This window comes from Streptomyces sp. NBRC 110028 (genome assembly GCF_001417735.1).
Lineage (GTDB): Bacteria > Actinomycetota > Actinomycetes > Streptomycetales > Streptomycetaceae > Streptomyces.
In genome coordinates this window covers 29,255-54,802 of sequence record NZ_BBUZ01000048.1, presented here as the reverse complement: position 1 = coordinate 54,802, position 25,548 = coordinate 29,255, and the positions used below count along the sequence as shown (strand labels likewise).

24 protein-coding genes are annotated in these 25,548 nt (G+C 69.3%); 13 read left to right on the top strand and 11 right to left on the bottom strand.

All coding sequences use genetic code 11. The features are described 5' to 3' along the window. Positions 1-98 precede the first annotated feature (98 nt). From cofD to ASC60_RS34430, 3 genes are all read left to right on the top strand, one after another. Positions 99-1,061 carry a 2-phospho-L-lactate transferase gene (cofD, locus tag ASC60_RS34440; RefSeq protein ID WP_055557642.1) on the top strand — a complete coding sequence of 321 codons (963 nt, stop codon included), beginning with the start codon at positions 99-101 and terminating at the stop codon, positions 1,059-1,061. Beyond that, positions 1,058-2,398, top strand: a complete 1,341-nt coding sequence (locus ASC60_RS34435; RefSeq protein ID WP_055557641.1) for a coenzyme F420-0:L-glutamate ligase — start codon at positions 1,058-1,060, stop codon at positions 2,396-2,398. The genes cofD and ASC60_RS34435 overlap by 4 nt, the downstream gene beginning before the upstream one ends. A gap of 215 nt (positions 2,399-2,613) precedes the next feature. Beyond that, a complete protein-coding gene (locus ASC60_RS34430; RefSeq protein WP_199831124.1) occupies positions 2,614-3,519 on the top strand; it encodes a DNA-3-methyladenine glycosylase in 906 nt (301 codons plus the stop codon). Positions 3,520-3,539: 20 nt separating this feature from the next. On the opposite strand, the gene ASC60_RS34425 is transcribed toward ASC60_RS34430, so the two are convergent. Both ASC60_RS34425 and ASC60_RS34420 read right to left on the bottom strand, forming a co-directional pair. After that, positions 3,540-4,640 (bottom strand): sugar phosphate nucleotidyltransferase, encoded by a 1,101-nt coding sequence (locus ASC60_RS34425; RefSeq protein WP_055557640.1) that lies wholly within the window; start codon positions 4,638-4,640, stop codon positions 3,540-3,542. 72 nt (positions 4,641-4,712) lie between these two features. Beyond that, a complete protein-coding gene (locus tag ASC60_RS34420) occupies positions 4,713-6,110 on the bottom strand; it encodes a peptidoglycan recognition protein (RefSeq protein WP_055557639.1) in 1,398 nt (465 codons plus the stop codon). 127 nt (positions 6,111-6,237) lie between these two features. On the opposite strand from ASC60_RS34420, the gene ASC60_RS34415 reads away from it, so the two are divergent. The 4 genes from ASC60_RS34415 (at position 6,238) to ASC60_RS34400 (ending at position 11,946) form a co-directional block, all read left to right on the top strand. Continuing rightward, a complete protein-coding gene (locus ASC60_RS34415) occupies positions 6,238-6,981 on the top strand; it encodes a TIGR03089 family protein (RefSeq protein ID WP_055557638.1) in 744 nt (247 codons plus the stop codon). Positions 6,982-7,201: 220 nt separating this feature from the next. Continuing rightward, a complete protein-coding gene (locus ASC60_RS34410) occupies positions 7,202-8,323 on the top strand; it encodes an LCP family protein (RefSeq protein ID WP_055557637.1) in 1,122 nt (373 codons plus the stop codon). 230 nt (positions 8,324-8,553) lie between these two features. Then, entirely contained in the window at positions 8,554-10,245 is a 1,692-nt protein-coding gene (locus tag ASC60_RS34405; protein WP_055557636.1) for an LCP family protein, read from the top strand. A 69-nt stretch (positions 10,246-10,314) separates the two neighbouring features. Further along, positions 10,315-11,946: an LCP family protein gene (locus ASC60_RS34400; protein ID WP_055557635.1), complete on the top strand. Its 1,632-nt coding sequence runs from the start codon at positions 10,315-10,317 to the stop codon at positions 11,944-11,946. Between the two features lie 82 nt (positions 11,947-12,028). Here ASC60_RS34400 and ASC60_RS34395 read toward each other — a convergent pair whose 3' ends face one another. Next, positions 12,029-13,051: a glycosyltransferase family 2 protein gene (locus ASC60_RS34395; RefSeq protein ID WP_055557634.1), complete on the bottom strand. Its 1,023-nt coding sequence runs from the start codon at positions 13,049-13,051 to the stop codon at positions 12,029-12,031. A 211-nt stretch (positions 13,052-13,262) separates the two neighbouring features. On the opposite strand from ASC60_RS34395, the gene ASC60_RS34390 reads away from it, so the two are divergent. After that, the gene (locus ASC60_RS34390; protein WP_055557633.1) at positions 13,263-14,702 is read left to right on the top strand and encodes an LCP family protein; all 1,440 of its coding nucleotides are present in this window, start codon (positions 13,263-13,265) and stop codon (positions 14,700-14,702) included. A 49-nt stretch (positions 14,703-14,751) separates the two neighbouring features. Here the strand turns inward: ASC60_RS34390 and ASC60_RS34385 are convergent, their stop codons facing one another. Next, positions 14,752-15,303 carry an acyl-CoA thioesterase gene (locus ASC60_RS34385; protein ID WP_055557632.1) on the bottom strand — a complete coding sequence of 184 codons (552 nt, stop codon included), beginning with the start codon at positions 15,301-15,303 and terminating at the stop codon, positions 14,752-14,754. 107 nt (positions 15,304-15,410) lie between these two features. Between ASC60_RS34385 and ASC60_RS34380 the strand changes: the two genes are divergently transcribed. Both ASC60_RS34380 and ASC60_RS41900 read left to right on the top strand, forming a co-directional pair. After that, positions 15,411-16,721, top strand: a complete 1,311-nt coding sequence (locus ASC60_RS34380) for an LCP family protein (RefSeq protein WP_199831123.1) — start codon at positions 15,411-15,413, stop codon at positions 16,719-16,721. Between the two features lie 16 nt (positions 16,722-16,737). After that, on the top strand, positions 16,738-16,914 hold the full coding sequence (locus ASC60_RS41900; RefSeq protein ID WP_159043374.1) for a hypothetical protein: 177 nt from the start codon (positions 16,738-16,740) through the stop codon (positions 16,912-16,914). A gap of 170 nt (positions 16,915-17,084) precedes the next feature. Here ASC60_RS41900 and ASC60_RS34375 read toward each other — a convergent pair whose 3' ends face one another. The 3 genes from ASC60_RS34375 to ASC60_RS34365 all read right to left on the bottom strand — a co-directional run bounded on the left by ASC60_RS34375 (position 17,085) and on the right by ASC60_RS34365 (position 18,864). Continuing rightward, positions 17,085-17,933: a protein kinase gene (locus ASC60_RS34375; protein ID WP_055557630.1), complete on the bottom strand. Its 849-nt coding sequence runs from the start codon at positions 17,931-17,933 to the stop codon at positions 17,085-17,087. Between the two features lie 82 nt (positions 17,934-18,015). After that, positions 18,016-18,462: a hypothetical protein gene (locus ASC60_RS34370; protein WP_055557629.1), complete on the bottom strand. Its 447-nt coding sequence runs from the start codon at positions 18,460-18,462 to the stop codon at positions 18,016-18,018. Between the two features lie 150 nt (positions 18,463-18,612). Further along, on the bottom strand, positions 18,613-18,864 hold the full coding sequence (locus ASC60_RS34365) for a hypothetical protein (protein ID WP_234357248.1): 252 nt from the start codon (positions 18,862-18,864) through the stop codon (positions 18,613-18,615). Positions 18,865-19,609: 745 nt separating this feature from the next. On the opposite strand from ASC60_RS34365, the gene ASC60_RS40155 reads away from it, so the two are divergent. Further along, positions 19,610-20,956 carry a transcriptional regulator gene (locus ASC60_RS40155; protein WP_079038810.1) on the top strand — a complete coding sequence of 449 codons (1,347 nt, stop codon included), beginning with the start codon at positions 19,610-19,612 and terminating at the stop codon, positions 20,954-20,956. A 65-nt stretch (positions 20,957-21,021) separates the two neighbouring features. Here ASC60_RS40155 and ASC60_RS43460 read toward each other — a convergent pair whose 3' ends face one another. From ASC60_RS43460 to ASC60_RS43450, 3 genes are read right to left on the bottom strand one after another with little or no spacing between them, the layout of a single operon-like run. Next, complete coding sequence (locus tag ASC60_RS43460; protein ID WP_234357247.1) at positions 21,022-21,453, bottom strand: hypothetical protein; 432 nt, start codon at positions 21,451-21,453, stop codon at positions 21,022-21,024. Next, a complete protein-coding gene (locus ASC60_RS43455; protein ID WP_234357246.1) occupies positions 21,450-21,965 on the bottom strand; it encodes a DUF3987 domain-containing protein in 516 nt (171 codons plus the stop codon). Before ASC60_RS43455 ends, ASC60_RS43460 begins: the two co-directional genes overlap by 4 nt. After that, positions 21,959-22,207: a hypothetical protein gene (locus ASC60_RS43450; protein WP_234357245.1), complete on the bottom strand. Its 249-nt coding sequence runs from the start codon at positions 22,205-22,207 to the stop codon at positions 21,959-21,961. The genes ASC60_RS43455 and ASC60_RS43450 overlap by 7 nt, the downstream gene beginning before the upstream one ends. Positions 22,208-22,334: 127 nt before the next feature. Between ASC60_RS43450 and ASC60_RS34355 the strand changes: the two genes are divergently transcribed. After that, a complete protein-coding gene (locus tag ASC60_RS34355) occupies positions 22,335-22,886 on the top strand; it encodes a hypothetical protein (protein ID WP_055557627.1) in 552 nt (183 codons plus the stop codon). 21 nt (positions 22,887-22,907) lie between these two features. Beyond that, positions 22,908-24,083: a site-specific integrase gene (locus ASC60_RS34350; protein WP_055557626.1), complete on the top strand. Its 1,176-nt coding sequence runs from the start codon at positions 22,908-22,910 to the stop codon at positions 24,081-24,083. A gap of 199 nt (positions 24,084-24,282) precedes the next feature. On the opposite strand, the gene ASC60_RS34345 is transcribed toward ASC60_RS34350, so the two are convergent. Further along, positions 24,283-25,446, bottom strand: a complete 1,164-nt coding sequence (locus ASC60_RS34345) for an acyl-CoA dehydrogenase (RefSeq protein WP_267892847.1) — start codon at positions 25,444-25,446, stop codon at positions 24,283-24,285. Between the last annotated feature and the right edge of the window lie 102 nt (positions 25,447-25,548).

The window sequence follows — 25,548 nt, the reverse complement described above, 5'->3', positions numbered from 1 at the left end:
CACCACCCTCAACGGATCAGCCTTCGGCTGACAGACTGCCCTCCCGTCACCCACCACCGCCCTCAACGGATCAGCCTTCGGCTGACAGACTGTCCTCCATGCGCATTGTGGTTCTGGCAGGCGGCATCGGCGGTGCCCGTTTCCTCCGTGGTCTGATGTCGGCGGTTCCCGACGCCGACATCACGGTCATCGGCAACACCGGCGATGACATCCATCTCTTCGGCCTCAAGGTCTGCCCCGACCTGGACACCGTGATGTACACCCTCGGCGGTGGCATCCATGAGGAGCAGGGCTGGGGCCGGGCCGAGGAGACCTTCGCCGTCAAGGAGGAGCTGGCGGCGTACGGCGTGGGGCCCGAGTGGTTCGGCCTCGGCGACCGGGACTTCGCCACCCACATCGTCCGCACGCAGATGATGGGCGCCGGCTATTCGCTCAGCGCCGTCACCGAGGCGCTGTGCGCGCGGTGGCAGCCGGGGGTGCGGCTGCTGCCGATGACGGACGACCGCGTCGAGACGCACGTCCTCATCGACGACCCTGAAGGCGAGGGCCGCAAGGCCGTCCACTTCCAGGAGTACTGGGTCCGGATGCGCGCCTCCGTGCCCGCCCACGCGGTGGTGCCCGTCGGCGCCGACCAGGCCAAGCCCGCGCCCGGCGTCCTGGAGGCCATCGCCGACGCCGACGTCGTCCTCTTCCCGCCGTCCAACCCCGTCGTCAGCGTCGGCACCATCCTGGCCGTCCCCGGAGTGCGCGAGGCCATCGCCGATGCCGGGGTGCCCGTCGTCGGCCTCTCCCCCATCGTCGGCGACGCGCCCGTGCGCGGCATGGCCGACAAGGTGCTCGCCGCCGTCGGCGTCGAATCCACCGCCGCCGCCGTCGCCAAGCACTACGGCTCCGGGCTGCTCGACGGCTGGCTCGTCGACACCGTGGACGCCGGGGCGGTCGACGAGGTCGAGGCCGCCGGGATCCGCTGCCGTGCCGTCCCGCTCATGATGGCCGACACCGAGGCCACCGCGCGCATGGCCACCGAGGCGCTGGCGCTGGCCGAGGAGGTCCGGGCATGAGCGGACCGCCCTCCCCGAAGACACCCTCGTACCAGGTCTGGGCCCTCCCCGGGCTGCCCGAGGTGCGGCCCGGCGACGACCTCGCCAAGCTCATCGCCGACGCCGCGACCGCCGGCGGTCTGCCGGGGCTCGCGCACGGCGACGTCCTGCTCGTCACCTCGAAGATCGTCAGCAAGGCGGAGGGGCGCGTCGTCGCGGGCGACGACCGCGAGGCGGCCATAGACGCCGAGACCGTCCGGGTCGTCGCTCGGCGCGGGCGCACCCGGATCGTCGAGACCCGGCAGGGCCTGGTCATGGCCGCCGCCGGGGTCGACGCCTCCAACACCCCCACCGGGACCATCCTGTTGCTCCCCGAGGACCCCGACGCGTCCGCCCGGGCCATCCGGGCCGGGCTGCGGGACGCGCTCGGCGTCGACGTCGGCGTCATCGTCACCGACACCTTCGGGCGGCCCTGGCGCACCGGGGTCACCGATGTCGCCATCGGCGCGGCCGGGGTGCGTGTCCTGGACGACCTGCGGGGCGGCACCGACACCCACGGGAACGCGCTGAGCGTCACCGTCGTCGCCACCGCCGACGAGCTGGCCGCCGCCGGGGAGCTGGTCAAGGGCAAGGCGGACGGGCTGCCGGTGGCGGTGCTGCGGGGGCTGCCGCACGTGGTGGACGCAGGCGGGGAGCCCGATCCGGGGGCGCGGCCGCTGGTGCGCGGCGCCGCCGACGACATGTTCCGGCTGGGCACCTCCGAGGCCGTACGGGAAGCGGTGACCCTGCGCCGTACGGTCCGGGAGTTCACCGACGAGCCGGTGGACGGCGCGGCGGTGCGGCGCGCCGTGGCCGCCGCCGTCACCGCGCCCGCGCCGCACCACACGACGCCGTGGCGGTTCGTGCTGCTGGAGTCGGAGGAGTCGCGGGTGCGGCTGCTCGACGCCATGCGGGACGCCTGGATCGCCGATCTGCGGGGGGACGGCTTCTCGGAGGAGTCCATCGCCAAGCGGGTGCGGCGCGGGGACGTGCTGCGCAAGGCGCCGTATCTGGTGGTGCCGTGCCTGGTCGCGGACGGGGCCCACACCTATCCGGACCCCCGGCGGAACGCGGCGGAGCGGGAGATGTTCGTGGTCGCGGCCGGGGCCGGGGTGCAGAACCTGCTGGTCGCGCTGGCGGGCGAGCGGCTGGGGTCGGCGTGGGTGTCGTCGACGATGTTCTGCCGACCGGTGGTGCGGGAGGTGCTGGACCTGCCGGAGGACTGGGATCCGATGGGCGCGGTCGCCGTGGGCCACCCGGCGGCGGCCCCCGCGGCCCGGCCGGAGCGCGGCGTGGACGGGTTCGTGGCGGTCCGGTAGCGCTGCGGGGCGCGGGTCTCGGTCTCGGTTGCGCTTCACCGGCGCGCGGGGCGGGGGTGCGCGCCGGTGCGGGGGTGGTGCGGGTGCGTTGTGGGTGTGCGGGTGTGTGCGGGGCGGTCGCGGTGGGCGGGGGCAGGCCCGGCCGCCGTCCACCGGCCTTCCGGGCGGGGCGGCCGCCGTCCACCGGCCTTCCGGACGGGGCTTAGGGTGGCGGCGTGGTGGGACGTCGTGTGTGGGTGCCTTCCTGCGCGTACGACCTCGCGCGGAACCTCGGAGTGCTGCGGCGGGGCCCGGGAGACCCGGCGTTCCGCGTCGACGCGGACGGGGCGTTCTGGCGGGCCAGCCGGACCCCGGAGGGGCCCGGGACCGTTCGGATCGCGCGGGACGGCAAGGGCGTCGAGGCCCGGGCCTGGGGGCCGGGGGCCGAATGGCTGCTGGACCGGCTGCCCGCGCTCCTCGGCGACGACGACGATCCGTCCGCGTTCACCCCGCGGCACCGGCTCGTCCACGAGGCGCACCGCCGCAACCCCGGGCTGCGGCTGATCCGGACCGGGCTGGTGCTGGAGTCGCTGATCCCCTCGATCCTGGAGCAGAAGGTCACCAGCGACGAGGCGTACCGGGCCTGGCGGTTGCTGCTGCAGCGCCACGGTGAGCCCGCGCCGGGGCCGGTGGAGCGCATGCGGGTGATGCCCGATCCGCGTGCCTGGGCGCTGATCCCGTCGTGGGAGTGGCACCGGGCGGGCGTGGACGGCAAGCGTTCGGCGACGATCCTGCGGGCCGTGCGGGTCGCCCGGCGGCTGGAGGAGGCCGCGGCCATGGATCTCGACGCCGCCTCGCAGCGTCTCCAGCTGATTCCGGGCATCGGCCCCTGGACGGCGGCGGAGACCCTGCAGCGCAGCAACGGCACCCCGGACGCGATCACGGTCGGGGATCTGCATCTGCCCCGTATCGTCGGCTACGCGCTCACGGGTGAACGCGGTACGGACGACGCGGCGATGCTGGAACTCCTCGCGCCCTACGCCGGGCAGCGGCATCGGGCGGCCCGCCTGATCCTGCTGTCGGGCCGTACGCCGCCCCGCCGCGCGCCGCGTTTCGCCGTACGGGACTTCCGGGCGATGTAGCGCGTGGTCGCCGGCCGGCGTTACTGGTCGGAGGAGAACCGCACCGCGCCCGGCGGGATGTCCACCCCGCACCACACCCGCAGCCCGTCGCGCAGTTCGTTGTCCGGGCCCACCAGCGCGCCGTCCCCGACCACCGCGCCGTGCAGCACCGTACGGGCGCCGACCCGCGCCCCCGCGCCGATCAGCGAGTCGCGCACCTCGGCGCCCTCTTCGACGACGGCCCCCTCCAGCACCGTGCTGCCGTCGATGCGCGCGCCCGCGCCCACCCGGGCCCGCGGCCCGATGACCGTGCCGCCGGTGAGCTTGGCGTCGCCCGCGACGGTGGCGGTCTCCAGGATGAGGCGGTCGCCGCAGCGGCCCGGGACGGCCGGGGAGGGGACGCGGCCGAGGACGAGGTCGGCGGAGCCGCGGACGAAGGCCTGCGGGGTGCCGAGGTCGAGCCAGTACGTGGAGTCGACCATGCCCTGGAGGTGGGCGCCCTCGGCGAGGAGCCCGGGGAAGGTCTCGCGTTCGACGGAGACGGGCCGGTCGGCCGGTATGGCGTCGATCACGGAGCGGTTGAAGACGTACGCGCCCGCGTTGATCTGGTCGGTGACGATCTCCTCGGGGGTCTGCGGCTTCTCCAGGAAGGCGGTGACCCGGCCCTGTTCGTCGGTGGGCACGAGGCCGTAGACGCGGGGGTCGCTGACCCGGGTGAGGTGGAGGGAGACATCGGCCCCGGTCCGGCAGTGGGTCTCGACGAGGGCGCGGATGTCGAGGCCGGTGAGGATGTCGCCGTTGAAGATGAGCACCGGGTCGCCGGGCCCCGAGCGCAGCCGGGAGGCGACGTTGCGGATGGCGCCGCCGGTGCCGAGCGGCTCCTCCTCCGTGACGTACTCCAGGTGGAGTCCGAGGGAGGAGCCGTCACCGAAGTACGGTTCGAAGACCTCGGCCAGGTAGGAGGTGGCGAGCACGATGTGCTCGACCCCGGCGGCGCGGGCGCGGGCGAGTTGGTGCGTCAGGAAGGGAACGCCGGCCGCCGGGACCATCGGCTTGGGAGTGTGCACCGTCATCGGGCGCAGCCGCGTTCCCTTGCCGCCGACCAGGAGGATCGCTTCCGGCGTTGCTGGCGCTTTGGTCACGTAGTCTCTGCTTCCTGCTCTGGCTCCCCATGGTCGGCGGCCAGTGTATGCAAAAGCCCGGACCGCGCCTTGTCAGCGCCCCTGGAGCCGGGCGGCTGTGCTGCGTACGGAGCCGAGCTTGCGGTACAGGCGCTCTCCTGGGCATTCGGTGGCGAAGCCGTCACGGTGTCCGGAGATGACGCGCAGCTTCACCCTGGTGCCCTTTTCGTACCTGTCTCCGCCGCCGGACACCAGATGGGTGGTGCCGCGAGGATTCCGGTTGAAGAGGCCGAGTTTCCATGCGGTGAGTTGGGAGAGGGCCTTCATGGCCTTGGCGGAGGGGTTCGTGGTGGAGTACGTACCGAGGACGGCGATGCCCATGCTGTTCTCGTTGAAGCCGAGGGTGTGCGCCCCGAGTACGGCTTTGGCCACGCCTCCTGAGCGGCCTTCGTAGATGTTCCCGCACTTGTCGACGGTGAAGTTGTAGCCGTAGTCGCGCCAGCCCATGCTCTGAACGTGGTATCGGTAGATACTGCGCAAAACGGAGGGAACCTGGGCGCAGGTGTAGCTGTTGCCGGTCACCGTGTGGTGGACGAAGGCGACTTTGACGGTCTTGCTGTAGACGTAGCCGCTCTCGCGGATCGTCTCGTCGGCGCCCCATCCGGCGCGGGTGATGATGCGCGGCCGGGGCGCGGTGTGGCGTGCGGCGCCGGCCTCGGACTGGCCGGCGGGGAGCCCGGCCGACCCGGACGGGCGCGGGGTCGGGGTCGGGGTGGCGGGCCGGGCGGTGGGGGACGCGGCACCACCGGTGGGACGCGGCTCCTGGCGCGGCCGCGCGGCGGCGGTGGGGTGGGGGTGTGCGTGCGGGTGCGGGACGGCGGTGGGGTGCGGGACGGCCGGCTGCGCGGGGGTGGGGTGGGCCGGGGGCGGGGCGGGGGCCGCGCCGGGGTTGACGAGTTCGAGCCGCAGCCCGGCGGGGAGCCCGGCCGGAACCGCGCCGGCGGGCCGGGCGGCGCGGATCCGGGCCTGGACGCCGTCGGAGTCGCCGACCCACAGCGGGGCGGTGCCGCCGCGCGGATGCCCGGCGCCGCCGTCGGAGGCGCCGCCCGCGGCACCGGGGACAGGGTCGGGCGCGTCGTCCTCGTACGCCCGGAGGTCGCGCCAGGCGGACCACGCGCCGGTGCGGGCGGCGCGGGTGCGCACCTGGACGTGGCCGGGGAGGTCGGCGGAGGCGTCGTTCCAGACGACCCCGACGAGGGAGAAGGGGGATACGTCGCGGGCGGCGAACCGCCGTTCGGCGCCGGGGGCGGCCATGCCCCGGTCGAGCGGGCGCCCCCGGTCGGGCGGGAGCAGGGGCAGCGACTGGGTGCCGCCCCTGAGGGCGGCGCGGTCGGCGTGGTCGGCCCGGGCATGTGCGGTGCCCAGGGCGGACGGGAGGGCGAGGGCGGCGGTGCACACGACGCCGACCGAGGATGCAAGGAATCCACGCATGATGAAAATCCTGTGCATATCGTGACACAACTGTCTATTCGGACGCGCGGTCAGGGGCCGACGGACCAGTCGCCCGGCCTCCGGCTCCCGCTCCGCCGGAACGGGTGGGGCGCGTACCCTTGCGCGGATGAACGCCACCGATCGCACCCCCGCCGACCTGCTGCGATCCGCGCTCGCCGCGGATCCCGCGCGCCCCCTCGTGACCTTCTACGACGATGCGACGGGCGAGCGCGTCGAACTCTCCGTGGCCACGTTCGCCAATTGGGTGGCCAAAACCGCCAACCTGCTGCAGGACGATCTGGCCGTCGCCCCCGGCGACCGGGTCGCGCTGCTGCTGCCCGCGCACTGGCAGACCGCGGTGTGGCTGCTGGCCTGTTCGTCGGCCGGAGTCCTCGCGGACGTCGGCGGCGACCCGGCCGCGGCCGATGTGGTGGTGAGCGGGCCGGACACCCTGGAGGAGGCGCGCGCGTGCTCCGGGGAGCGGATGGCGCTCGCCCTGCGGCCCCTGGGCGGCCGGTTCCCGCAGCCGCCGCAGGGCTTCGCCGACTACGCCGTGGAGGTGCCGAGCCAGGGCGACCGCTTCGCGCCGTACGCCCCGGTGGACCCGGCCGCGCCCGCGCTGGCCGTCGGCGGACGGGAGCTGACCGGCGCGGAGCTGGTGGAGCGGGCGCGCGCGGACGCGGCCGCGCACGGGCTGGAGCCGGGCTCCCGGGTGCTGTCGGGATTGCCGTACGACGGCTGGGAGGGACTGTCGTACGGGCTGTACGCGCCGCTGGCGGCGGGCGGCTCGGTGGTGCTGTGCCGCCATCTGGACCAGCTGGACGAGAAGGGGCTCGCCGAGCGCCGGGAGAGCGAGCGCGTCACCGTCTAGCCCCACGGAAACCCACGCGGGCCCACGGCCCGGCGGTCCGTCTCACCCGTACGGCGGATCGCCGGGCCGAGCCCGCGCGCCCCGGCGTACACCCCGCGCGATGATCGACGGATACGTACAACCATGTGCGGGGTTCGCATGTCTGTCCCAATGATCGGCCCAGCACGCGATACCGCTCCCGTCCGCCGCCGGGCGGGAGGCGGGGTGGGAGGACGCGGACGTGACGACTGACGGCCAAGAGCCGGCGCCGAGACCCGGGCGCCGCTGGCTGCGCGTGGTCGCGCTGGGCGCGACCCTGCTGGTGCTGTCGGTCGCCGGGACGGGGTGGTGGTTCTACGAGCGCCTCGACCGCAACATCCGCACCGATACCCGGACCGCCGACGAGCTGCGGAAGTACGAGGCCGAGCGGCCGGTGTCGATGGTCCGCGACGCGCAGAACATCCTGGTGATCGGCTCCGACAACCGGGGCGGCAAGGGGAACGGCAAGTACGGCCGGGACACCGGCACCCAGCGTTCGGACACCACGATCCTGCTGCACCTCCAGGCCGGGGGGAAGAGCGCGACCGCCGTCTCCATCCCGCGCGACCTGATGGTGGACGTGCCGGACTGCGACCGGCCGAAGGACGGCGGCCCGCTGGCGGCCCGGTTCGCCCAGTTCAACTGGGCGTTCGAGTTCGGCGGCGCGGCCTGCACGATCCGTACCGTGGAGAAGCTCACCGGGATCCGGGTGGACCACCATGTGATCGTGGACTTCAGCGGCTTCAAGAAGCTGGTGAACGCGGTCGGGGGCGTCGAGGTGTGCCTGACGGAGCCGGTCGACGACGACGACGCGCACCTGAAGCTGCCGGCGGGCCGTCAGGTCCTGCACGGGGAGAAGGCCCTCGGCTATGTCCGCGCCCGCTACTCCATCGGCAACGGCAGCGACACCGAGCGCATCGCCCGCCAGCAGGAGTTCCTCAGCTCCCTTGTGAAGAAAGTGCAGAGCAATGGTGTACTGCTCAATCCGGCGAAGCTGTATCCGGTGCTCAACGCGGCGACGTCCGCGCTGACCACCGATCCGGGGCTGGACACCCTCAAGGACCTCTACGGGCTGGTGCGCGGGGTGCGGGACATCCCGCGCGAGAAGATCCGTTTTCTTACGATTCCGCGACAGCCGTATACGTACAACAAGAACCGTGATGAACTCGTCCAGCCCGATGCCGACCGGCTGTTCCGGCAACTGCGTCTGGACCGCCCGGTGTCGGTGACCCGCGCCGTCACGGCCACCCGTGGCGAGGACCCCAAGGGCGTGGACCGCGCTCCGTACCAGGGGACCACGGCGGCCCGTGACATCTGCGAGTAAAGGCCGGTAAAAGCGAGGCCCCGACTCGTGAAGAATCTCGAAAGGATTGGGCAGATTGCCCAGTTGTAGGGAAGTGGAATGTGTCACCGGCGTCGCTTGACGCGGATCCGGGCGGATAGTGTGAGCGATCCGGTGCGCTCCGAGATGTGACCGCGCACTGTATATGAAGACGGACCGAGCGCCTTGAGGGGGAGGCGCCCGCGTGGCACCGACGGAGGACACAGGCGACCGTGGACGCGCAAGGCCATGGGCGGGACGGTGACATCGACCCCGCCGATCAGTGGGTGTTCGACCCGAACACCGGCAACTATGAGCTGCGGCTGGACCCCGCTGGGGAGACGGCCGCTGCCGCCGGGCCCCACGACGCTGCCCCCAGAAGCACGGGCCGCCGCCGCGCCCCCGAGCCCGAGCCGCGGGGACGCAGGCGGGCGGCGGGCAAGCAGGAGCCGGAGAAGGCGGCGGCACCCGCGAGCAGGAGAAAGCCGAAGCCGAAGAAGTCGAAGACGAAGAAGGCGCTGTACTGGGGCAGTGGCACCCTGGCCTTCGTGCTGGTCGGCGGCTCGGCCGCGGCGTACTTCGTCTATCAGCACCTCAACGGGAACATCAGCAAGGTGGACATCGGCGAGAACAACGCCGCTGTCACCGACGGACCGATGAACATCCTGCTCATCGGCACCGACCGGCGTGATGGCAAGGGGAACACGGGCTACGGTGACGCGGGTAGCGTCGGCCACGCCGACACCACGCTCGTCATGCACGTCTCCGGGGACCGGACCAACGCCACGGTGCTGTCCATTCCCCGCGACATGATCACGGACATCCCGGACTGCCCGACCGTGCAGAAGGACGGGACGAAGAAGATCATCCGGGGCGAGCAGGAGGCGCGCTTCAACACCAGCCTCGGGCAGGAGGGGCGCGACCCCGGCTGCACCATGAAGACGGCCGAGAAGATCACCGGGCTGAACATCACCCACTTCATGATGGCCGACTTCAACGCCGTCAAGTCGATGTCCACGGCGGTCGGCGGGGTCGACGTCTGTCTCGCCAAGGACATCGACGACCCCAAGTCGCATCTGAAACTGAAGGCCGGCAAGCACAACATCAAGGGCGAGCAGGCGCTGGCGTTCGTCCGGACCCGGCACTCGGTGGGCTTCGGCGGCGACCTGGACCGGATCAAGCTGCAGCAGCAGTTCCTCAGCTCCATGATGCGCAAGATGAAGGGGAACGGGACGCTCAGCAGCCCCAGCAAGATGTGGGGCCTGGCCAACACCGCCACCAAGGCGCTCACCGTGGACACCGGCATCGGCACCGTCGACAAGCTGGTCTCGCTGGGCCAGGCGCTCGGCAAGGTCGATCTGAAGAACATGACCTTCACGACGGTCCCGGTCGTCGACAACACCGACGGCGCGACCGTGCTGCTCGACCAGACCAAGGCCGAGCCGCTGTTCGCCATGGTCCGGCAGGACGTGTCGCTGACCGATGTGAAGAAGCAGGAGAAGGCGGCCAAGGACAAGCAGGCGGCGCGGCTCAAGGGGCCGAAGGCCGACGCGGCGGAGGTCCGGGCCAAGGTGCTGAACGGCAGCGGGCAGACGGGGGCCGCCCAGGAGACCCTGGACTGGATGCAGAACATCGAGGGGATGCCGCTCACCAGCAACGGCGGAAACGCTCCGGCAGATCTTGAGAAGACCACTCTGGAGTACGCTCCCAACCAGGCGGACCAGGCGCGTCGGCTGGCCGACAGCATGGGCCTGCCCGCGTCCGCGATGAAGGAAGGCACGAAGGACGCCGCCCCCAGGGCGGAGATGACGCTGACGCTCGGCGCCGACTACAAGGGCGCGGGGACCCCCATCTCCGCTCCGGCGAAGGCACCGAAGGACATTCAGAAGGTCGAGGCCGACGACAAGAACGTCTGCGCCAAGTGACCACCCCCGACCGTCGGAGCACCCTCGCCCATCGGTCCGGACGAGTACAGAAGTACGGGGAGGGGCCCGATGCGGCAGAGCAGTGTGCGGGGGGAGGGACGGCGGCAAGCCGTGCCCGAACCGCGCGGCACCGGTGAGGATGCCAGACCGCCCGGAGCGGAAGGCCCCGCGTCCGGTGACGCGGGCCGCCGCGGCGACGGCCGGGGTGGCCCGGCGGCCAAGCGCGGCAGCCGGGGGTTACGGGTGGTGCGGTGGAGCGCGCTGACGGTGGCCGTGCTGGTACTGGCCGCGGCAGCCGGTGGCTATCTGTACTACAACCACCTGAACGGCAATCTGCGGAAGGAAGCCCTCGACCTCGGCGACAGCAAGCTGGGCAAGCCCGAGCCGAACGCGGCGGGCCAGACCCCGCTGAACATCCTGCTGATCGGTTCGGACAGCCGTAACACCGCGGAGAACGTGAAGCTCGGCGGTGCCAAGCAGGACGCCGACCGCAAGCCGCTGGCCGATGTGCAGATGCTGGTGCACGTCTCGGCCGACCGCAGCAACATGTCGGTGGTCAGCATCCCGCGCGACACCCGGGTGACCATCCCCCGGTGCACCGACCCGGACGACGGGCGCGTCTACCCGAAGACCCAGGCGGCGATCAACCAGTCGCTGCAGCACGGCGGCCCGGGCTGCACGGTGGCCACCTGGAAGGAACTGACCGGCGTCTACATCGATCACTTCATGATGATCGACTTCACCGGTGTGGTCTCCATGGCGGACGCCGTCGGCGGCGTCCCGGTGTGCGTGAAGGACAACGTCTACTCGCACGACAGCAAGGGCCACGGCTCGGGGCTGCGGCTGACCAAGGGCACCCACCCGGTCAAGGGGATCCAGGCCCTCCAGTGGCTGCGGACCCGCTACGGCTTCGAGGACAACTCCGACATCGGCCGGGCCAAGGCCCAGCACATGTACATGAGCTCGATGATCCGCCAGCTGAACAAGGGCACCAAGCTCAGCGACCCGGGCAAGCTGATGGACCTGGCGGAGGCGGCCACCGACGCGCTGACCGTCGACCACGGCCTCGGCGACGTCAAGAAGCTGTACAACCTGGGCAACGACCTGAAGCGGGTGCCGACCGAGCGCACCACGATGGTCACCATGCCGTGGCAGTACAGCGCGGACGAGCAGTTCGTGGAGCCCAAGCCCGGCGACGCCGAGCAGACCTTCTCGCTGCTGCGCAACGACACGGCGCTGGACGGCAAGGACAAGAAGAAGCCCGACAGGACCCCGGCCCCCACCGCGCCCAAGGGCGAGGTCCCGGTCACCGTGCAGAACGGCACCGCCTCCACGGTGTACGGGCCCGTCTCCGGCCGCGCCCGGGTGCTCACCGACCAGCTGGTGCAGCTCGGCTACACCAAGGCCACCGCGAACACGGCGCTCATCTCGCAGGCCGACACCACCGTGGCCTACCCGAACGAGGCCGAGCAGGGCGACGCCCTCGCCGTGGCCAAGGCGCTGGGGCTGCCCAAGAGCGCGGTGAAGTCCTCGAAGTCGGTGCAGAACGTGACCGTGGTCGTCGGCAACGACTGGCGTTCGGGCACGACCTACCCGAAGACCGGGTCGGCCGACGACGACAAGACGCCGGAGAGCGCCGACGCCCTCAACGGCGAGGACGAGAAGGCGTGCATGTCGGTCAACCCGAACTACACCTTCTGACGGCGCCTTCCGCCAGACGCGACCGAAGGGGCCGGACCCGCCCGCACCTGGTCCGGCCCCTCACGTCATCCGTACGCCGGGCTCACCCGCTCTGCGCCACGACCGCCGGGCGGCGGCTGGCGATGACCTTCTTGGCGAGCGCCCGGGGGCTGGTCAGGAAGCCCCAGCCCCACGACATGTGCATGGTCGCCAGCGCGAGCGGGATCCGCACCCGGGCCCCCACCGGAAGCCCCTTCCCGGCCGGGACCGAGCCCGCGACGATGGCCGCCAGATAGCCGCCCGGGACCAGGAACCCCCACGGGGTGACGGCCGCGCCCACCACGGCGCCCGCCGCGATGGCCACCACGGCGGCCGGCGGGGCGAGGTAGCGCATATTGATCGAACCCTGGTGGAAGCGGGCCACGACATGGCGCCAGCGCCCGTAGTTCCGGTACTGCTTGGCCAGCTCCCGCACGTTCGGCCGCGGCCGGTACGAGACCTTCAGCTCGGGCGAGAACCAGACCAGCCCGCCCGCCTCACGGATGCGGAAGTTCAGCTCCCAGTCCTGGGCGCGGATGAATTCCTCGTTGTAGCCGCCCTGCTGCTCCAGCGCCTCACGGCGGAAGACGCCCAGGTAGACGGTGTCGGCGGGGGCCGCCTCGCCACCGGTGTGGAAGGCGGCGTTGCCGACGCCGATCTTCGAGGTCATGGCGGCGGCCACGGCCCGCTCCCAGTCGTTCTCGCCCTCGGCGTGCATGATGCCGCCGACGTTCTGCGCGCCGGTCTCCTCCAGCAGCCGCACGGCGGTCGCGATGTAGTCCGGCGAGAGCATGCCGTGCCCGTCGACCCGCACCACCACCGGGTGGCGGGACGCCTTGATCGCGACGTTCAGCGCGGCGGGAGTGCGGCCCGTGGGGTTGGGCACGGTGTTCACCCGCGGATCCTCGGCGGCCAGCTCGGCGGCGATCTCTTCGGTGCGGTCCGCGGACGGGCCGACCGCGATCACCACCTCCATCTCACCGTCGTACTCCTGCTCCAGGATGTGCCGCACGGCATTGCGCAGATGGCGTTCCTCATTGAGCACCGGCATGATCACGGAGACGGCCGGGAGCTGACGCGGGGGCATGGCACCTCGGGGTTCGGGGGGTCTGGCCCCCGGGAGACTGCAGTAGCGGGCCCACGTTACCGCGAATGGGGGCACCGGAACGCGCCGCCCGGGTGGCAGCGGTCGGCACCAGCGGCGTGGGGCGCCGGGGTGCTCATCGTATGGCCCTACCGTGACAGCGGTTCCGACCCGCCAGCGCCCCGCCCGGGCCCGTTCACGGAGGTCTCCTTCGGTGAGTGCACCGGCCCGATCGACGCGCCCGCCACGCCCCCGGCCCCGCTCCGGGCGGCGCCGCCGCTGGGGTCTGCGGATCGCCCTGTGCCTCGCGTGCCTGGTGCTGGCGGTCAGCGCGATCGGGCACCTGCTGGTCCGGGAGCTGGAATCCGGCATCCACCGGGTGGACGCCTTCGGCGGCCTGGACAACCGGCCGGAGAACGCCGGGGGCGGGGTCAACTTCCTGGTCGTCGGCACCGACGGCCGGGACCGGATCACCCGGCAGGAGAAGGTGCTGTACCGGCTCGGCGGGGCGCCCTGCCACTGCACCGACACGGTCATCCTGATCCACCTGTCGGCGGACCGCCGCCGGGCCTCCGTGGTCAGCCTGCCCCGCGACTCGTACGCCGTGATCCCCGCCTACACCGACCGCGCCGGGAAACGGCACCCCGCCCATCCGCAGCGGCTCAACGCCGCCTACGCCGAGGGCGGGCCCAGCCTCACCGTGCGCACCGTCGAGCACGCGACCGGCGTGCACATCGACCACTATCTGGAGGTCGACTTCACCAGCTTCATGAAGACCGTCGACATGGTCGGCGGGGTGAAGGTGTGCACGGCCCGGCGGCTCAAGGACGACCACACCGGCCTCGACCTGCCGCCCGGCAGCCATGTCCTGGGCGGCGGCCAGGCGCTGCAGTACGTCCGCTCCCGCCACACCGACGGCACCTCCGACCTCGGCCGCATCCAGCGCCAACAGCGCTTCCTGGCCTCGGTGCTCCACCAGACGGCGGCGGGCGGCGTCCTGCTGAACCCGGTGCGGTTCAACGCCGTCGCCACCACCCTGCTCGGCTCCGTCCGCGCCGACCACGGCTTCGGCGCGGAGGACCTGATGGCCCTGGGCCGGGCCATGAACGGCCTCACCCCGGCGTCCTCCGAGTTCGCCTCGGTCCCGGTGATCCTGCCGGGGCGGCCGCTGGGGGGCGTCGGCTCCACACTGCACTGGGACCGGCCCAGGGCGAAGCGGCTGTTCGACGCCATCCGCCGGGACCAGCCGCTGACCCGGCACCACGCGCGGTCCGCGGCCACCATCGTCGACGTGGCCCCGCGGCAGGTCCGGGTCCACGTGCTCAACGGCACCGGGACGACCGGGCTCGCCCGCCGCGCGGACCGGGCGCTGCACGCCACCGGCTTCGCCACCACCGGCTCCCCCGCCGACGCGGCCACCAAGGACCTGGCGCGCACGGTCATCCGTTACGACCCGGTCTGGGACCGCTCGGTGCGCACCCTGGCCGCCGCACTGCCCGGAGCGCAGCTGAAGCCGGTACCGGGCCAGGGCGGGGTCATCCAGGTCACGGTCGGCGCGGACTACAAGGACGTCCACCCGGTACGCACCGAGGACCCGCGCAAGGACCGCCCCGGCATCGAGGCCGTCACCGGCGACGAGGTCGGCTGCGCGTAGCGGTGCCGGCCCGTGGCGGTGTGACGGCTGCCGCGGTCGCCTTTGCCGCTCACAGCTCCTCGGCGCCCTCCGCGACGCGCCGGGCGCGCAGCTCCTTGATCGCGCGGCGGCGGGCCAGCCGGTGGGTGCGGCGGATCTCGGCCTCCTGGTAGCGCCGCTTGTCGCGCTCGGTCTCCGGTATGACCGGCGGCACGGGCCGGGGCTTGCCGTCGGCGTCGACCGCGGCGAAGACCAGATAGGCGCTGCCGACCTGGGTGGCGGGAGTGGACTCGTTCCAGCGCTCGGCCAGCACCCGCACCCCGACCTCCATGGAGGACCGTCCGGTCCAGTTGACCTGGGCCTTCACATGGACGAGATCGCCGACGCGGACCGGCTCCAGGAAGGCCATCTCGTCCATCGACGCGGTGACCGCGGGACCCTCGGAGTGCCGTCCCGCGACCGCCCCGGCGGCGTCGTCGACGAGCTTCATGATCACGCCGCCGTGGACGGTGCCGAGGAGATTGGTGTCGTTGCCGGTCATGATGTGCGACAGCGTGGTGCGGGAGGCGGACGTGGGCTTGCCCGGAAGGTCCGTATCCACGTCGTGGGCCGGTTTGGTCATGCCGTCCACCCTATGCGGGCCGGATTCTTATCAGCTCTGCAACAGCCATGCCGCGATACGGCACCCGCCCTGTAAGACAGCAGGTCCGACCAGGCACACTGCCATGCATGAGCGAATGGCCCCAGGGTTGGACCGGTGACCGCAACGACCGGTACGGACGCGGCAGCGGTAGCCCCCAGCCAGAGGGGGCCCGCTCCATGCCGCAGGTACGGCGGGCGGCGCCGGGCGGCGGGCAGCAGCCCGCCGAGCCGCCGCTGCCCCCGGAGCTGTCACCGCGGGGGAGCGTGCCGCGGCCCTCGCCGAGCCATGACGAGTACGGCGGCCACGGTGGCGACGGTTACAACACAGGCCAGGTATACGGCGGCGGCCGCGGCCCCGGCGGGCCGGGCGGTCCCGGCCGTCCCGGCGGCGGCGCGCGGAGGGGCGGACCGGTGAACTGGCGGCGTCGGATAACCATCGGACTGGTCACCCTGGTCGTGCTGCTGCTCGCGGTCGGTATCGGCACCTACTTCTGGGCCGACGGCAAGCTCAAGCGCGAGGTCGACCTCAGCAAGGTCGAGGACCGGCCGACCGGCGGCAAGGGCACCAACTACCTGATCGTCGGTTCGGACAGCCGTGAGGGCATGTCCGCGGAGGACAAGAAGAAGCTGCACACCGGCTCCGCCGAGGGCCGCCGCACCGACTCCATGATCCTGCTCCACGTCGGTGAGAACGGGAACACCATGGTCAGCCTCCCGCGTGACTCCTGGGTCACCATCCCGGCCTTCACCGGCTCGTCGAGCGGCAACCGGATCCCGGCGAGCCAGAACAAGCTGAACGCCTCCTACTCCTCGGAGGGCCCGCAGCTGCTCACCCGGACCATCGAGTACAACACCGGCCTGAAGATCGACCACTACGCGGAGATCGGCTTCGACGGCTTCGCCAAGATCGTCGACGGGGTCGGCGGGGTCGACATCAACATCCCCCAGGACATGAACGACAAGTTCTCCGGGGCCGACTTCAAGAAGGGCGAGCAGACGCTCAACGGCCAGCAGGCGCTCGCCTTCGTCCGCCAGCGCCACGGCCTGGCCGGCGGTGACCTGGACCGCACCAAGAACCAGCAGCGGTTCCTGGCGGCACTCGCCAACAAGGCGGCGACGCCGAGCACGGTCATGAACCCCTTCAAGCTCTACCCGATGATGGGCGCCGGCCTGGACAGCCTGATCGTCGACAAGGACATGAGCCTGTGGGACCTGAAGGACATGTTCTTCGCGATGAAGAGCGTCTCCAACGGTGAGGGCAAGCAGATGAACATGCCCGTCTCCAACCCCGGTCTCCCCACTTCCAAGGGCAGCGCCGTCCAGTGGGACATGCCCAAGGTCAAGCAGCTGGTGGGCGAGCTGAAGAACGACGAGAAGGTCACCGTCTCCGGCAACTGACCACCACGCCGTCCGCATGACGACCGCCGCCGGGCCCGAGCGCCCGGCGGCGGTCGTCTGTCAGGGCGGCCGCACCTTCGCCGCCGCCACGGCCGCCGAACCGGAGAGCGGCGGGACGGTGCGCGCTCGGCACGACGAGGGCGGGGGCATCGCATACGACGCCCCCGCCCCCGGCGAGCTTTACAGGCTGTAGGGGCTGTGACCTGCATGAACGACCCCTTCAGAGGGAGTCTCCCCAGGATCACTGGGCTCCCGGGGCCGCTGTTGGTCATGCGTTGGTCACGTGACCAACCTGCCTGAACTGCGGCGAGCCCCGCCCATCCGTCCCGGGGCGGATCAGACGGGCGGGGCCATCAAGGGGGCTCAGCGCCCGTTGCTCAGTTCCTTACAGACTTCTGCACTCGTGGGCCGGTCGGCAGGCTCGGAGCTGAGCATGGCGTCGATGAGTTTGCCGAGCACTCCGGGCACGTTCACCGGGCGGTGCGGTCCGTCCACGATGGCTTGCCGTTGATCCTTGCGGCTGACGTCGTCGGGGTACTCGACGTGGCGCAGTCCGGTCGCGCTGATGAAGAGTGAGGCACCAAGGGCGTAGACGTCCGCTGTCATGGTCGGGGTGGCCGTGCCGGTCTCCAGAACGCTCCGGGAGATCTCTGGGCTCTCGTAGTGGACGAGACAGCCCCGATAGCTGAAGTCGTAGGCGGTGGGGATGTCTCCGCCCTGGGCCAGCGCGAGATCAATGAGCGCCGTTCCCTCATCGCTGATGATCAGATGTGCGGGCTGGATGTCCCCGTGCGCCCACCCTGTCGCGTGCAACGCGGCCACGGCTTCCGCGCACGACAGCGCTTCACTTAGGTCGGGCTCTGATGAGGCCCCTTCGGCGCGGTGCGGCTGCCACAGGTCGTACAGGCTGTTGCCCTGGTGCCAGGGCTGGACGTTCCAGGTGCCGTGTTCCCATTCGCCGTAGCTGACGTTGCCCCTGTCGAGCTGCTGCAAGATCGCACCCTCGCGGGCGGGGGCCAGGGCCGTCCATTCCTGGGCCTCCCATTCGCTTGTTGCTTTGATTGGATAGCCGAGCTTCACGGCATACAGGCCCTGCTGCGTCTCGACCTCCCAAACAGTTGACCCGCGCCGGTCGAGTACGAGCCGCCTCCCTGAAGCCACCAGCGTCTCTAAGACACTGGTGGGGATCTCGTACGACGCTGCTTCGGCCACGAAATCTGATCCTCTCTAGAAGAGCGAACCGCCCCTCAGCATGTGCCGAGGAGCGGCCCTGTCTCACATCACCGGCCGGAGACTACTCCGCCCGTCCGTACGGCCGTCCGCAGTCGGAATCGCACTGCGCGGCGTTCTCCCCGTTCACGGTCCACAGGTCATCGAAGACCATGAAACCCGCCGCCTTCATGGCGTGCGCGCTGGCCGTGACCGCTTCCAGGGTGCGCCCGCCACCACCGGGGGCGGGGTTGTGGTGCAGGAAGCGCCCGGCGTACTGGGCGCAGAACTCCCCGTACGCCTTGGTGTGCAGGATGAAGGCGTGCAGACCCATGTCCACGTCGTCCGACGGGACCATGGGCACGGTGGCGGTGGCCACGGTCGCGAGGAACGCAACCGCCTGGTCGGCGATGCGCTCGGCCCGCTCCGGGGTCTGCCCGTTGTGGGTGGCCACGAAGTGAACGAGGCTACCGAATAACTCTTCGCTGACCAGTGAGCGGCCGGTCCGCTGGTCGTTCACCACTGCTGTCATTGCTGGATCCCTCCCTGGTTGGAGTGGTGCACGGCACTTGCTGACCCGCCCCGACCGCTAGCCCTTCCTGTTGCGCACGATCGGGGCGGGGGCTCACCCACCCACCAGGCGGGAATCAACACCGTCTGGCGGGTGGAGTCATGGGATGCGTCAGGGCTGCGCGTCGCTGGAGTCGGGATGCGGTCGTGCCTCGTTGGGGAACTGGACGTTCCTGGAGTCAGTCATCCACTCCTGTCCGCCCCTCTGGGGGCGGAGGAACGCGACGAGTGGGCCCGGCATCTGGTGATCGAAGATGAGTTCATCGATGTCACAGACGGCTTGAAGAACGCCCAGACGTCCCGTGGCGGCGTCGTAAGCCTCCTCGCCCGGCTGGGGCCCGTTGTACAGCGTCGGCTCGTTCACCCGATCCACCCCCATCGAGGTCCGAACGGAGGCATCTTGTGACCGTCCGGATGGTGCCGGATCTTCAGTTCAAGATCGGCGGCCAGCCGATAGTCACCGGCTTCCATGGCTTTGGCCTTCTCCTGCTTCAGCCGGGTGCACGTGGCACACGAGGTCATCGGGTCAGCCCCCCGCGCCCAAGGTGCTTGTCAATCCTCTGATTCAGGGCGTCCGCACGCTCGTCCAACTCCTGCTGAGTCGGGGGCTTGGGCGCGTCTTGCTGTGCCTCCTGCGGTTGGGCTGGAGGCTCGATCGCGCTCACCGCGAGATCCCCGAGGCTCGCTGCCGCTCGTGCCGGAGGACGTACAACGGCACGGGGTCGGTGTCCCAAACGATCGGGAAACGTTCTCCGGCCGCGATGCGCGGGAGCTGAAGCGTGGGCGTGTCTGCGTTACAGACAGGCACGCAGGCCGGGGCGGGTAGGGGCACGGCAGCGGGTGCCGGTGCGAACCTTGAGGTATCGACTGTCCGATGGCGACCGGTGGCGGGGAATAACCTCCGCAGCCACGGCCTCATGGATCGGGCGATACGCTCTCTCATGTTGACGCTCCTTCGCAGCGTTGGCCATGCCCCCGGACCGGTCGCACGGTTGCGGGGGTCCTTCTCGCTCTAGGCAACCGCTCCACTACGCATCGCGGTACCGTGGCAAGAGCGGCAGTTTTTAAGAGCTTTAAGCGCCTGCTTTAGCGGGGGAGTTGAGCGCCGAGTGAGTGAGCGGGAGCCGAACGAGGGCCTGGAACGGCTGTTCCGAGAGACCGGGTGGACGCTGCGGCAGCTCGTCCAGGAGGTCAACCGCATTGGCACCGAACGCGGAACGCCACAGAAGTACCGGGAGCCGTCCGCCCATCAGTGGCTCAAGGGCCACATGCCGAAAGAGGCTGCCCGACCGCTGATCTTGGAGGCGTTCGCCCGGAAGCTGGGCCGACCGATCACGCACGCTGAGGCAGGGTTCCCCCTGCCTGCCAACGAGTCGAACGCACGCCTGAGTACCGTTGAAGCGTTGATCGACTTGGGGAGGCAGGACATGGACCCTTCGCGCCGCAGCATCCTTGGCGCGGGCCTCTTCTCTGTCGCGCTGGCGGTACCCAACTGGCCGGACGTTGTAGGCCGGATGGAAGCCATCCAAACCGGACAAACGCAACACGTCGGCATGTCTGAAGTTAATACTGTAACCGCCATGACAGACCGGCTTTCAGACCTTGACGATGAATTCGGAGGGCGATACGCGCGTCCCATGGCTGCCGCTTTCCTGGTCAACATCGTGGCCCCATACTTGAAGGCAGATGCATCAAGTGAAGTCCGCAAAGAAATGGTTTCTGCGGCATCTTTCTTGTGTTATCTCACAGGCTGGATGGCGGTAGATGAAGGATTGCACGGCACCGCTCAGCGATATTACGTAAGGGGTCTAGAGCTTGCTGGCGCCAGCGACGATTACATGACCTACTGCCACATTCTCCGAGGGATGTCGGTTCAATCAGTCGATTTGGGTCATGGTTCGACGGCAGTTAACTGGGCAAACGCAGCAAGCGAGGCATCTCCTACTGCTGCACCCAGAATGAAAGCTTTCATGGCAGGGCAACAGGCTCACTCATATGCCGTTGCAGGAGATCGCTTCAATGCACTCCGAAGCATCCGAGAAACTGAGACAGCCATGAGCAAAGCGGAGAGCCAGCACCAAACATTTGGCGGCTACAGTCTGGCTACGCTGGCGTACCACACCGCGCAAGTCAGATATGCGCTAGGAGATGTGGGCGGAAGCATTGACAATCTTCAGCTCCATTTCCGTTTGCGAGAACCGGAAAACGAATCTAATCGAAGCGGGATGCGGTTCAGTGCAATGTTGGCTGAGCGTCAACTAACAATCGGCCATTTGGATGAGGCTTGCGCTACGTGGGGCAAGGTAGTGGATGGCTACCCTGCAATCCAATCTGGGCAAGTTGATAAGCATATGGCGAGGATGTCGCAGCTAATTCGGCCTCACCTCAAGAATCGGGCCGCACGTGATCTATACGAGCGCGCACGGCTGGTCGCCCCGAGGTTGATTCCGGCGTAACAAGGGGAACGGCCGCGCCCTCTTTCGAGTACGCGGCCATTATCTCTTTCAGTGGTGTTGATTTGTTAGAGCAGCGTGAGGAACGGATTCGAATCTCCGAGCGGTTCCGACCGCCGCTGTTCCGGCGCGGGCTTGCGGGCCTGCGCCGGTTCCGGACGGTAGGCATCAAGCTGCACAACTGTGGGATGGTTAGCGTCACGGTGCGTCGATGAAAACTGTTCGGCAACCCCCGGCCGGCTGCTGGTTTCCGCTACGGAGGGAGTTGGAATATCGCGCTGCGCGAGAGTAAAGATGGTCGCTGGGCGGCCGACTCCGGAGCGATCTTGGGTGACAACGATTCCGGGCAGTGCCTTGACCTCTGCTGCGGTTGCTCCGACGTAGGGCAGGATCTGTGAGGAAGTGGCGCGACCGCCGTGCAGTTCGATGCGGGTCCGGACCTTCTCAGCGAGGCTGAGCGGCTGACGCTTCGCCTTCGATGCGTTGACTCCCTTGGTCAAGCGGCCGACAACACCTCTTCCGTGATGACCTCTGAACACTCAGAAGCGGCGAGAGAAGCTGCGCCCCTGAGTGTCTGTTCCGCAGTCCGTTCGATGAACACCGCTTGAGTTTCGGGCAGGGATTCACCCAGGATGCGGGCGTACCGCCGGACGATGCGCCACAACGGCCGCGCGTCCTCCCTGAGCGTGATCACACGAGGCCGGGCGGTAGCCCAGCCGTAGGCGTCAGACAGTTCTCCGCCATCCACATTGGGCAAGCTCAGCCGGTCGTCGTCCAGCATCGGAACCGACCCGAGAAGGAAGGGCAGGATGCGGTTATACGAGCCTCCGGCAGCATCAGAATCGCCCACGTACTTGGCCCAGTCGGAAGGCGTGATGTGTGAGTGCACCACCATGGCAGGCTCTTTCACCTCTTGAGCCTCTTCCTTGGTGGTGTTCCTGAGCGTTGCCCCGTCCCACGCTGCACGAAGTTTCGTAGTGAACGATGGATCACGCTTGACCCGCTTCAGCACCTCCGTCCATTCCTCTTCCACCACCAGGGCGCGAACGTCGCGCCCCCCCGCTCGGTTTCGGTGGTCGCTTCCTGCTGATCCCAAAGGTAGGAAACGAGGCTTGCCCCGGAGGTGATGCCGGACGTGGTGTGTGTGCCAAGGCTTCCGGAACGGATCTGCTCTCGCCGCCAGTTGCCATACACCCATGAACGCGGCTTGCCCAGATAGGCCGCCACGTCATCAACGGTCATGAGCTTGGTCAACACGTCTCCTCTGTTGCCGGTGGGCGGCACCTCCCGCCCGTTACTGTCCGGCCTAATCTCAGAAGTACACCCACCAACCCTCACCGACAAACCTAGGCGTGACCACCCGGGGTGCTAAGGTTGGTGTGTGAGCGAAGACATCGAGATCACTCAAGACGTAGGCCCGTGGCACGTACTCATGCGGTGGGCTGCTGACGCCGACCCAGCCAGCGGCCCCACCCGCGTACTGATCACCCCGCGCCCAGACGTCGAGCCTGCTGCCACGCAGGGTGGCGTGTCGTCCACGGTGCTGCGGCAGGTCGACTTCAAGAAGGCGGGCGACCAGTTCCGCGCCACCCGGTCGGCCGACCCTGAGCAGCAGGTCACGCAGGACGCGGAGGCGGAGGCTCTTCGGTGGCTGCTGGGCTCTGAGGGCATCTCGGATGCCTACCTGGCGTTCCTCGCGGAGTCCTACGTCAGGGCCGTTTCGCGGGCCGTGCCCAACGTGACGGCGTACTTGGCCGAACTAACCCAGAAGCGTCCCGAAACGCTCCGAGGTCACCTCAAGGAGGCCAGGAAGCGAGATCTGCTCACCACCGTGCCCGGCAAGGCCGGGGGTCAGCTCACCGCGAAGGCAAGAGAGATCACGAACGGTGAGTACCTGGACAGAGTGACTGCTCACTTGATGGACGAACAGTAATAACAGCCAAGGGGAGGGCAAGTGGCAAGGGCATGGGTTGCACGGTCTACGGACGACCCGAAGAAGTGGACTACTTACTGGTACGACCCGGACGGCAAGCAGCGGCAGAAGACGTTCGAGACCAAGAAGCGAGCCGACGACCAGCGCAAGCGCAAGGAACAAGAACTCGACGCCGGGACCTACCTGGACGACAGGCTGGGTAAGCAGCCGGTGACGGCGGTATGGGAGCAGTGGACGAATCAGAGGAAGCTGGAGAACAGCACCAAGAAGCAGTACCGGTCGATCCTCAACACGACCATTGAGCCGTTCTTCAAGGCGCGTTCCATCGTATCCCTCAAGGTCGCTGACGTTGAGCAGTGGCTCTTGTGGATGGAGCAGGACCGGAAGCTGTCCGCTCGCACACGGCGTCAGCGGTTTTCGTTCTTCTCCGGGATGATGGACTGGGCTGTCGCCAACGAGATCATCGGCCGGAACCCGTGCAAGAAAGTCAAGGGCGCGGGCAGTCGCGCCAGGGAGATCCGGGAGCACAAGAGCACCGCTCGACGGCTTACGACGCGGGAAGTCCTGGCGATGCTGGATGCCGCCCCTTCGCGTTACCGCGCGATGCTGTGGCTCATGGCCGGATGCGGCCTGCGGCTGGGTGAGGCGATGGCAGTGTCCCGCGACCAGGTCGACTTCAAGGGCGAGACGCTTCGCGTCGACTTCCAGATTGCAGAGGACGGAGACACCGAGTCGGGGAGGAACAGCGCGATCCAGCGTCGTCATATCAAGGCTCGGGACGAAGGCGAGCCAGGGCGTACCGTCCCCCTCCCGCCGAACGTCGCCTTCGAGCTTCGACGGCACATAAAGAACCACGGCGTATGGGGGCCTGAGAGGCTTCTCTTCCCTAACGTGACGCGGACTGGCTACCTCTACGCGTCGTACTTCTACCCGAAGATCTGGATGCAGGCTCTGAGCAAGGGACAGGTGGAGTACTGCAAGGCTCACTCACTCCGGCACTACTACGGGTCACGGCTTCTGTACGCCGGAGTCCCCGAGAACGATGTGGCCGACTGGATGGGCCACAGCAGTACGGACGTGCTGAGGGAGCACTACCACTACATCTTCGAAGGGGCCGAGCAGCGCGGCCGGGCCGCCATCGCAACGATGCTGACGCCCGGCGCTGACGATCCCACGGAGGCATCAGAGGTCGCCTGATCCGCGTACGACAACAGCCCCCGGCTTTGCGCCGGGGGCTGCGCTGTTTACACAGGTCAGAGGCCGTTTCTGGCCCGGCATCTGCCCAGGATTTCCCCAGCATGACGCCCAGGAACGGGCCTGATCGGGCCGCAACGGACAGGAAGCCGTGACCGACTCGCCGGGCCGTCGAAACAGTGCCTGAGCTGCGAAAACCCTGCTAGGGGAGGTTCCTGGCCATCACAATCCGCTGGACTTGGTTCGTACCCTCATAAATCTGGGTGATCTTGGCGTCGCGCATCATGCGCTCGACCGGGTAGTCGCGGGTGTAGCCGTAGCCGCCGAGGAGCTGGACGGCGTCCGTGGTGACCTCCATCGCCACGTCCGAGGCGAAGCACTTGGCGGCGGCGCCCTGGTAGGTGAGGTCGGCGTCGCCGCGCTCGGAGGCGGCGGCCGCCTGGTAGGTCAGGGCGCGCGCGGCGGAGATCTTCATGGCCATGTCGGCGAGCATGAACTGGATGCCCTGGAAGTCGGCGATCGGCTTGCCGAACTGCTTGCGCTCCTTGACGTAGCCCTTGGCGTAGTCGAGGGCGCCCTGGGCGATACCGAGGGCCTGGGCGGCGATGGTGATGCGGGTGTGGTCGAGGGTCTTCATCGCGGTGGCGAAGCCGGTGCCCTCGGCGCCGATCATGCGGTCGGCGGGGATGCGCACGTTGTCGAGGTAGACCTCGCGCGTCGGGGAGCCCTTGATGCCGAGCTTCTTCTCCGGGGCGCCGAAGGAGACGCCCTCGTCGGACTTCTCCACGACGAAGGCGGAGATGCCCTTGGAACGCTTCTCGGGGTCGGTGACGGCCATCACCGTGTAGTAGTCGGAGACCCCGGCGTTGGTGATCCAGCGCTTGACGCCGTTGAGGACGAAAGAGTCGCCGTCGCGCACCGCCTTGGTCTTCATGCCGACCGCGTCGGAGCCCGCGTCGGGCTCGGAGAGGCAGTACGAGAACATCGCGTCGCCCTTGGCGAGCGGGCCCAGGTACCGCTTCTTCAGCTCCTCGGAGCCGGAGAGGATGACGGGCAGCGAGCCCAGCTTGTTGACCGCGGGGATCAGGGAGGAGGAGGCGCACACCCGGGCGACCTCCTCGATGACGATCACGGTCGCGAGCGCGTCGGCGCCGGCGCCGCCGTACGACTCGGGGACGTGCACCGCGTGCAGATCATTGGCGACCAGGGAGTCCAGCGCTTCCTGTGGGAAGCGGCCTTCCTCGTCGACCTCGGCCGCGAAGGGGGCTATTTTCGCCTCGGCGAGCGAGCGGACCGAATCTCGGAGCATGTCGTGCTCCTCGGACGGCCGGTACAGGTCGAAGTCTGCGTTTCCCGAGGACGCCAAGGTCTTCTCACTCCCTTGTGATGCTAACTACCGTTAAGTAACAGAATTCTAGGGCCGCTGCCCCGCCCCGTATACGTGAGCTACCCGACAGCAAGCCGCTGA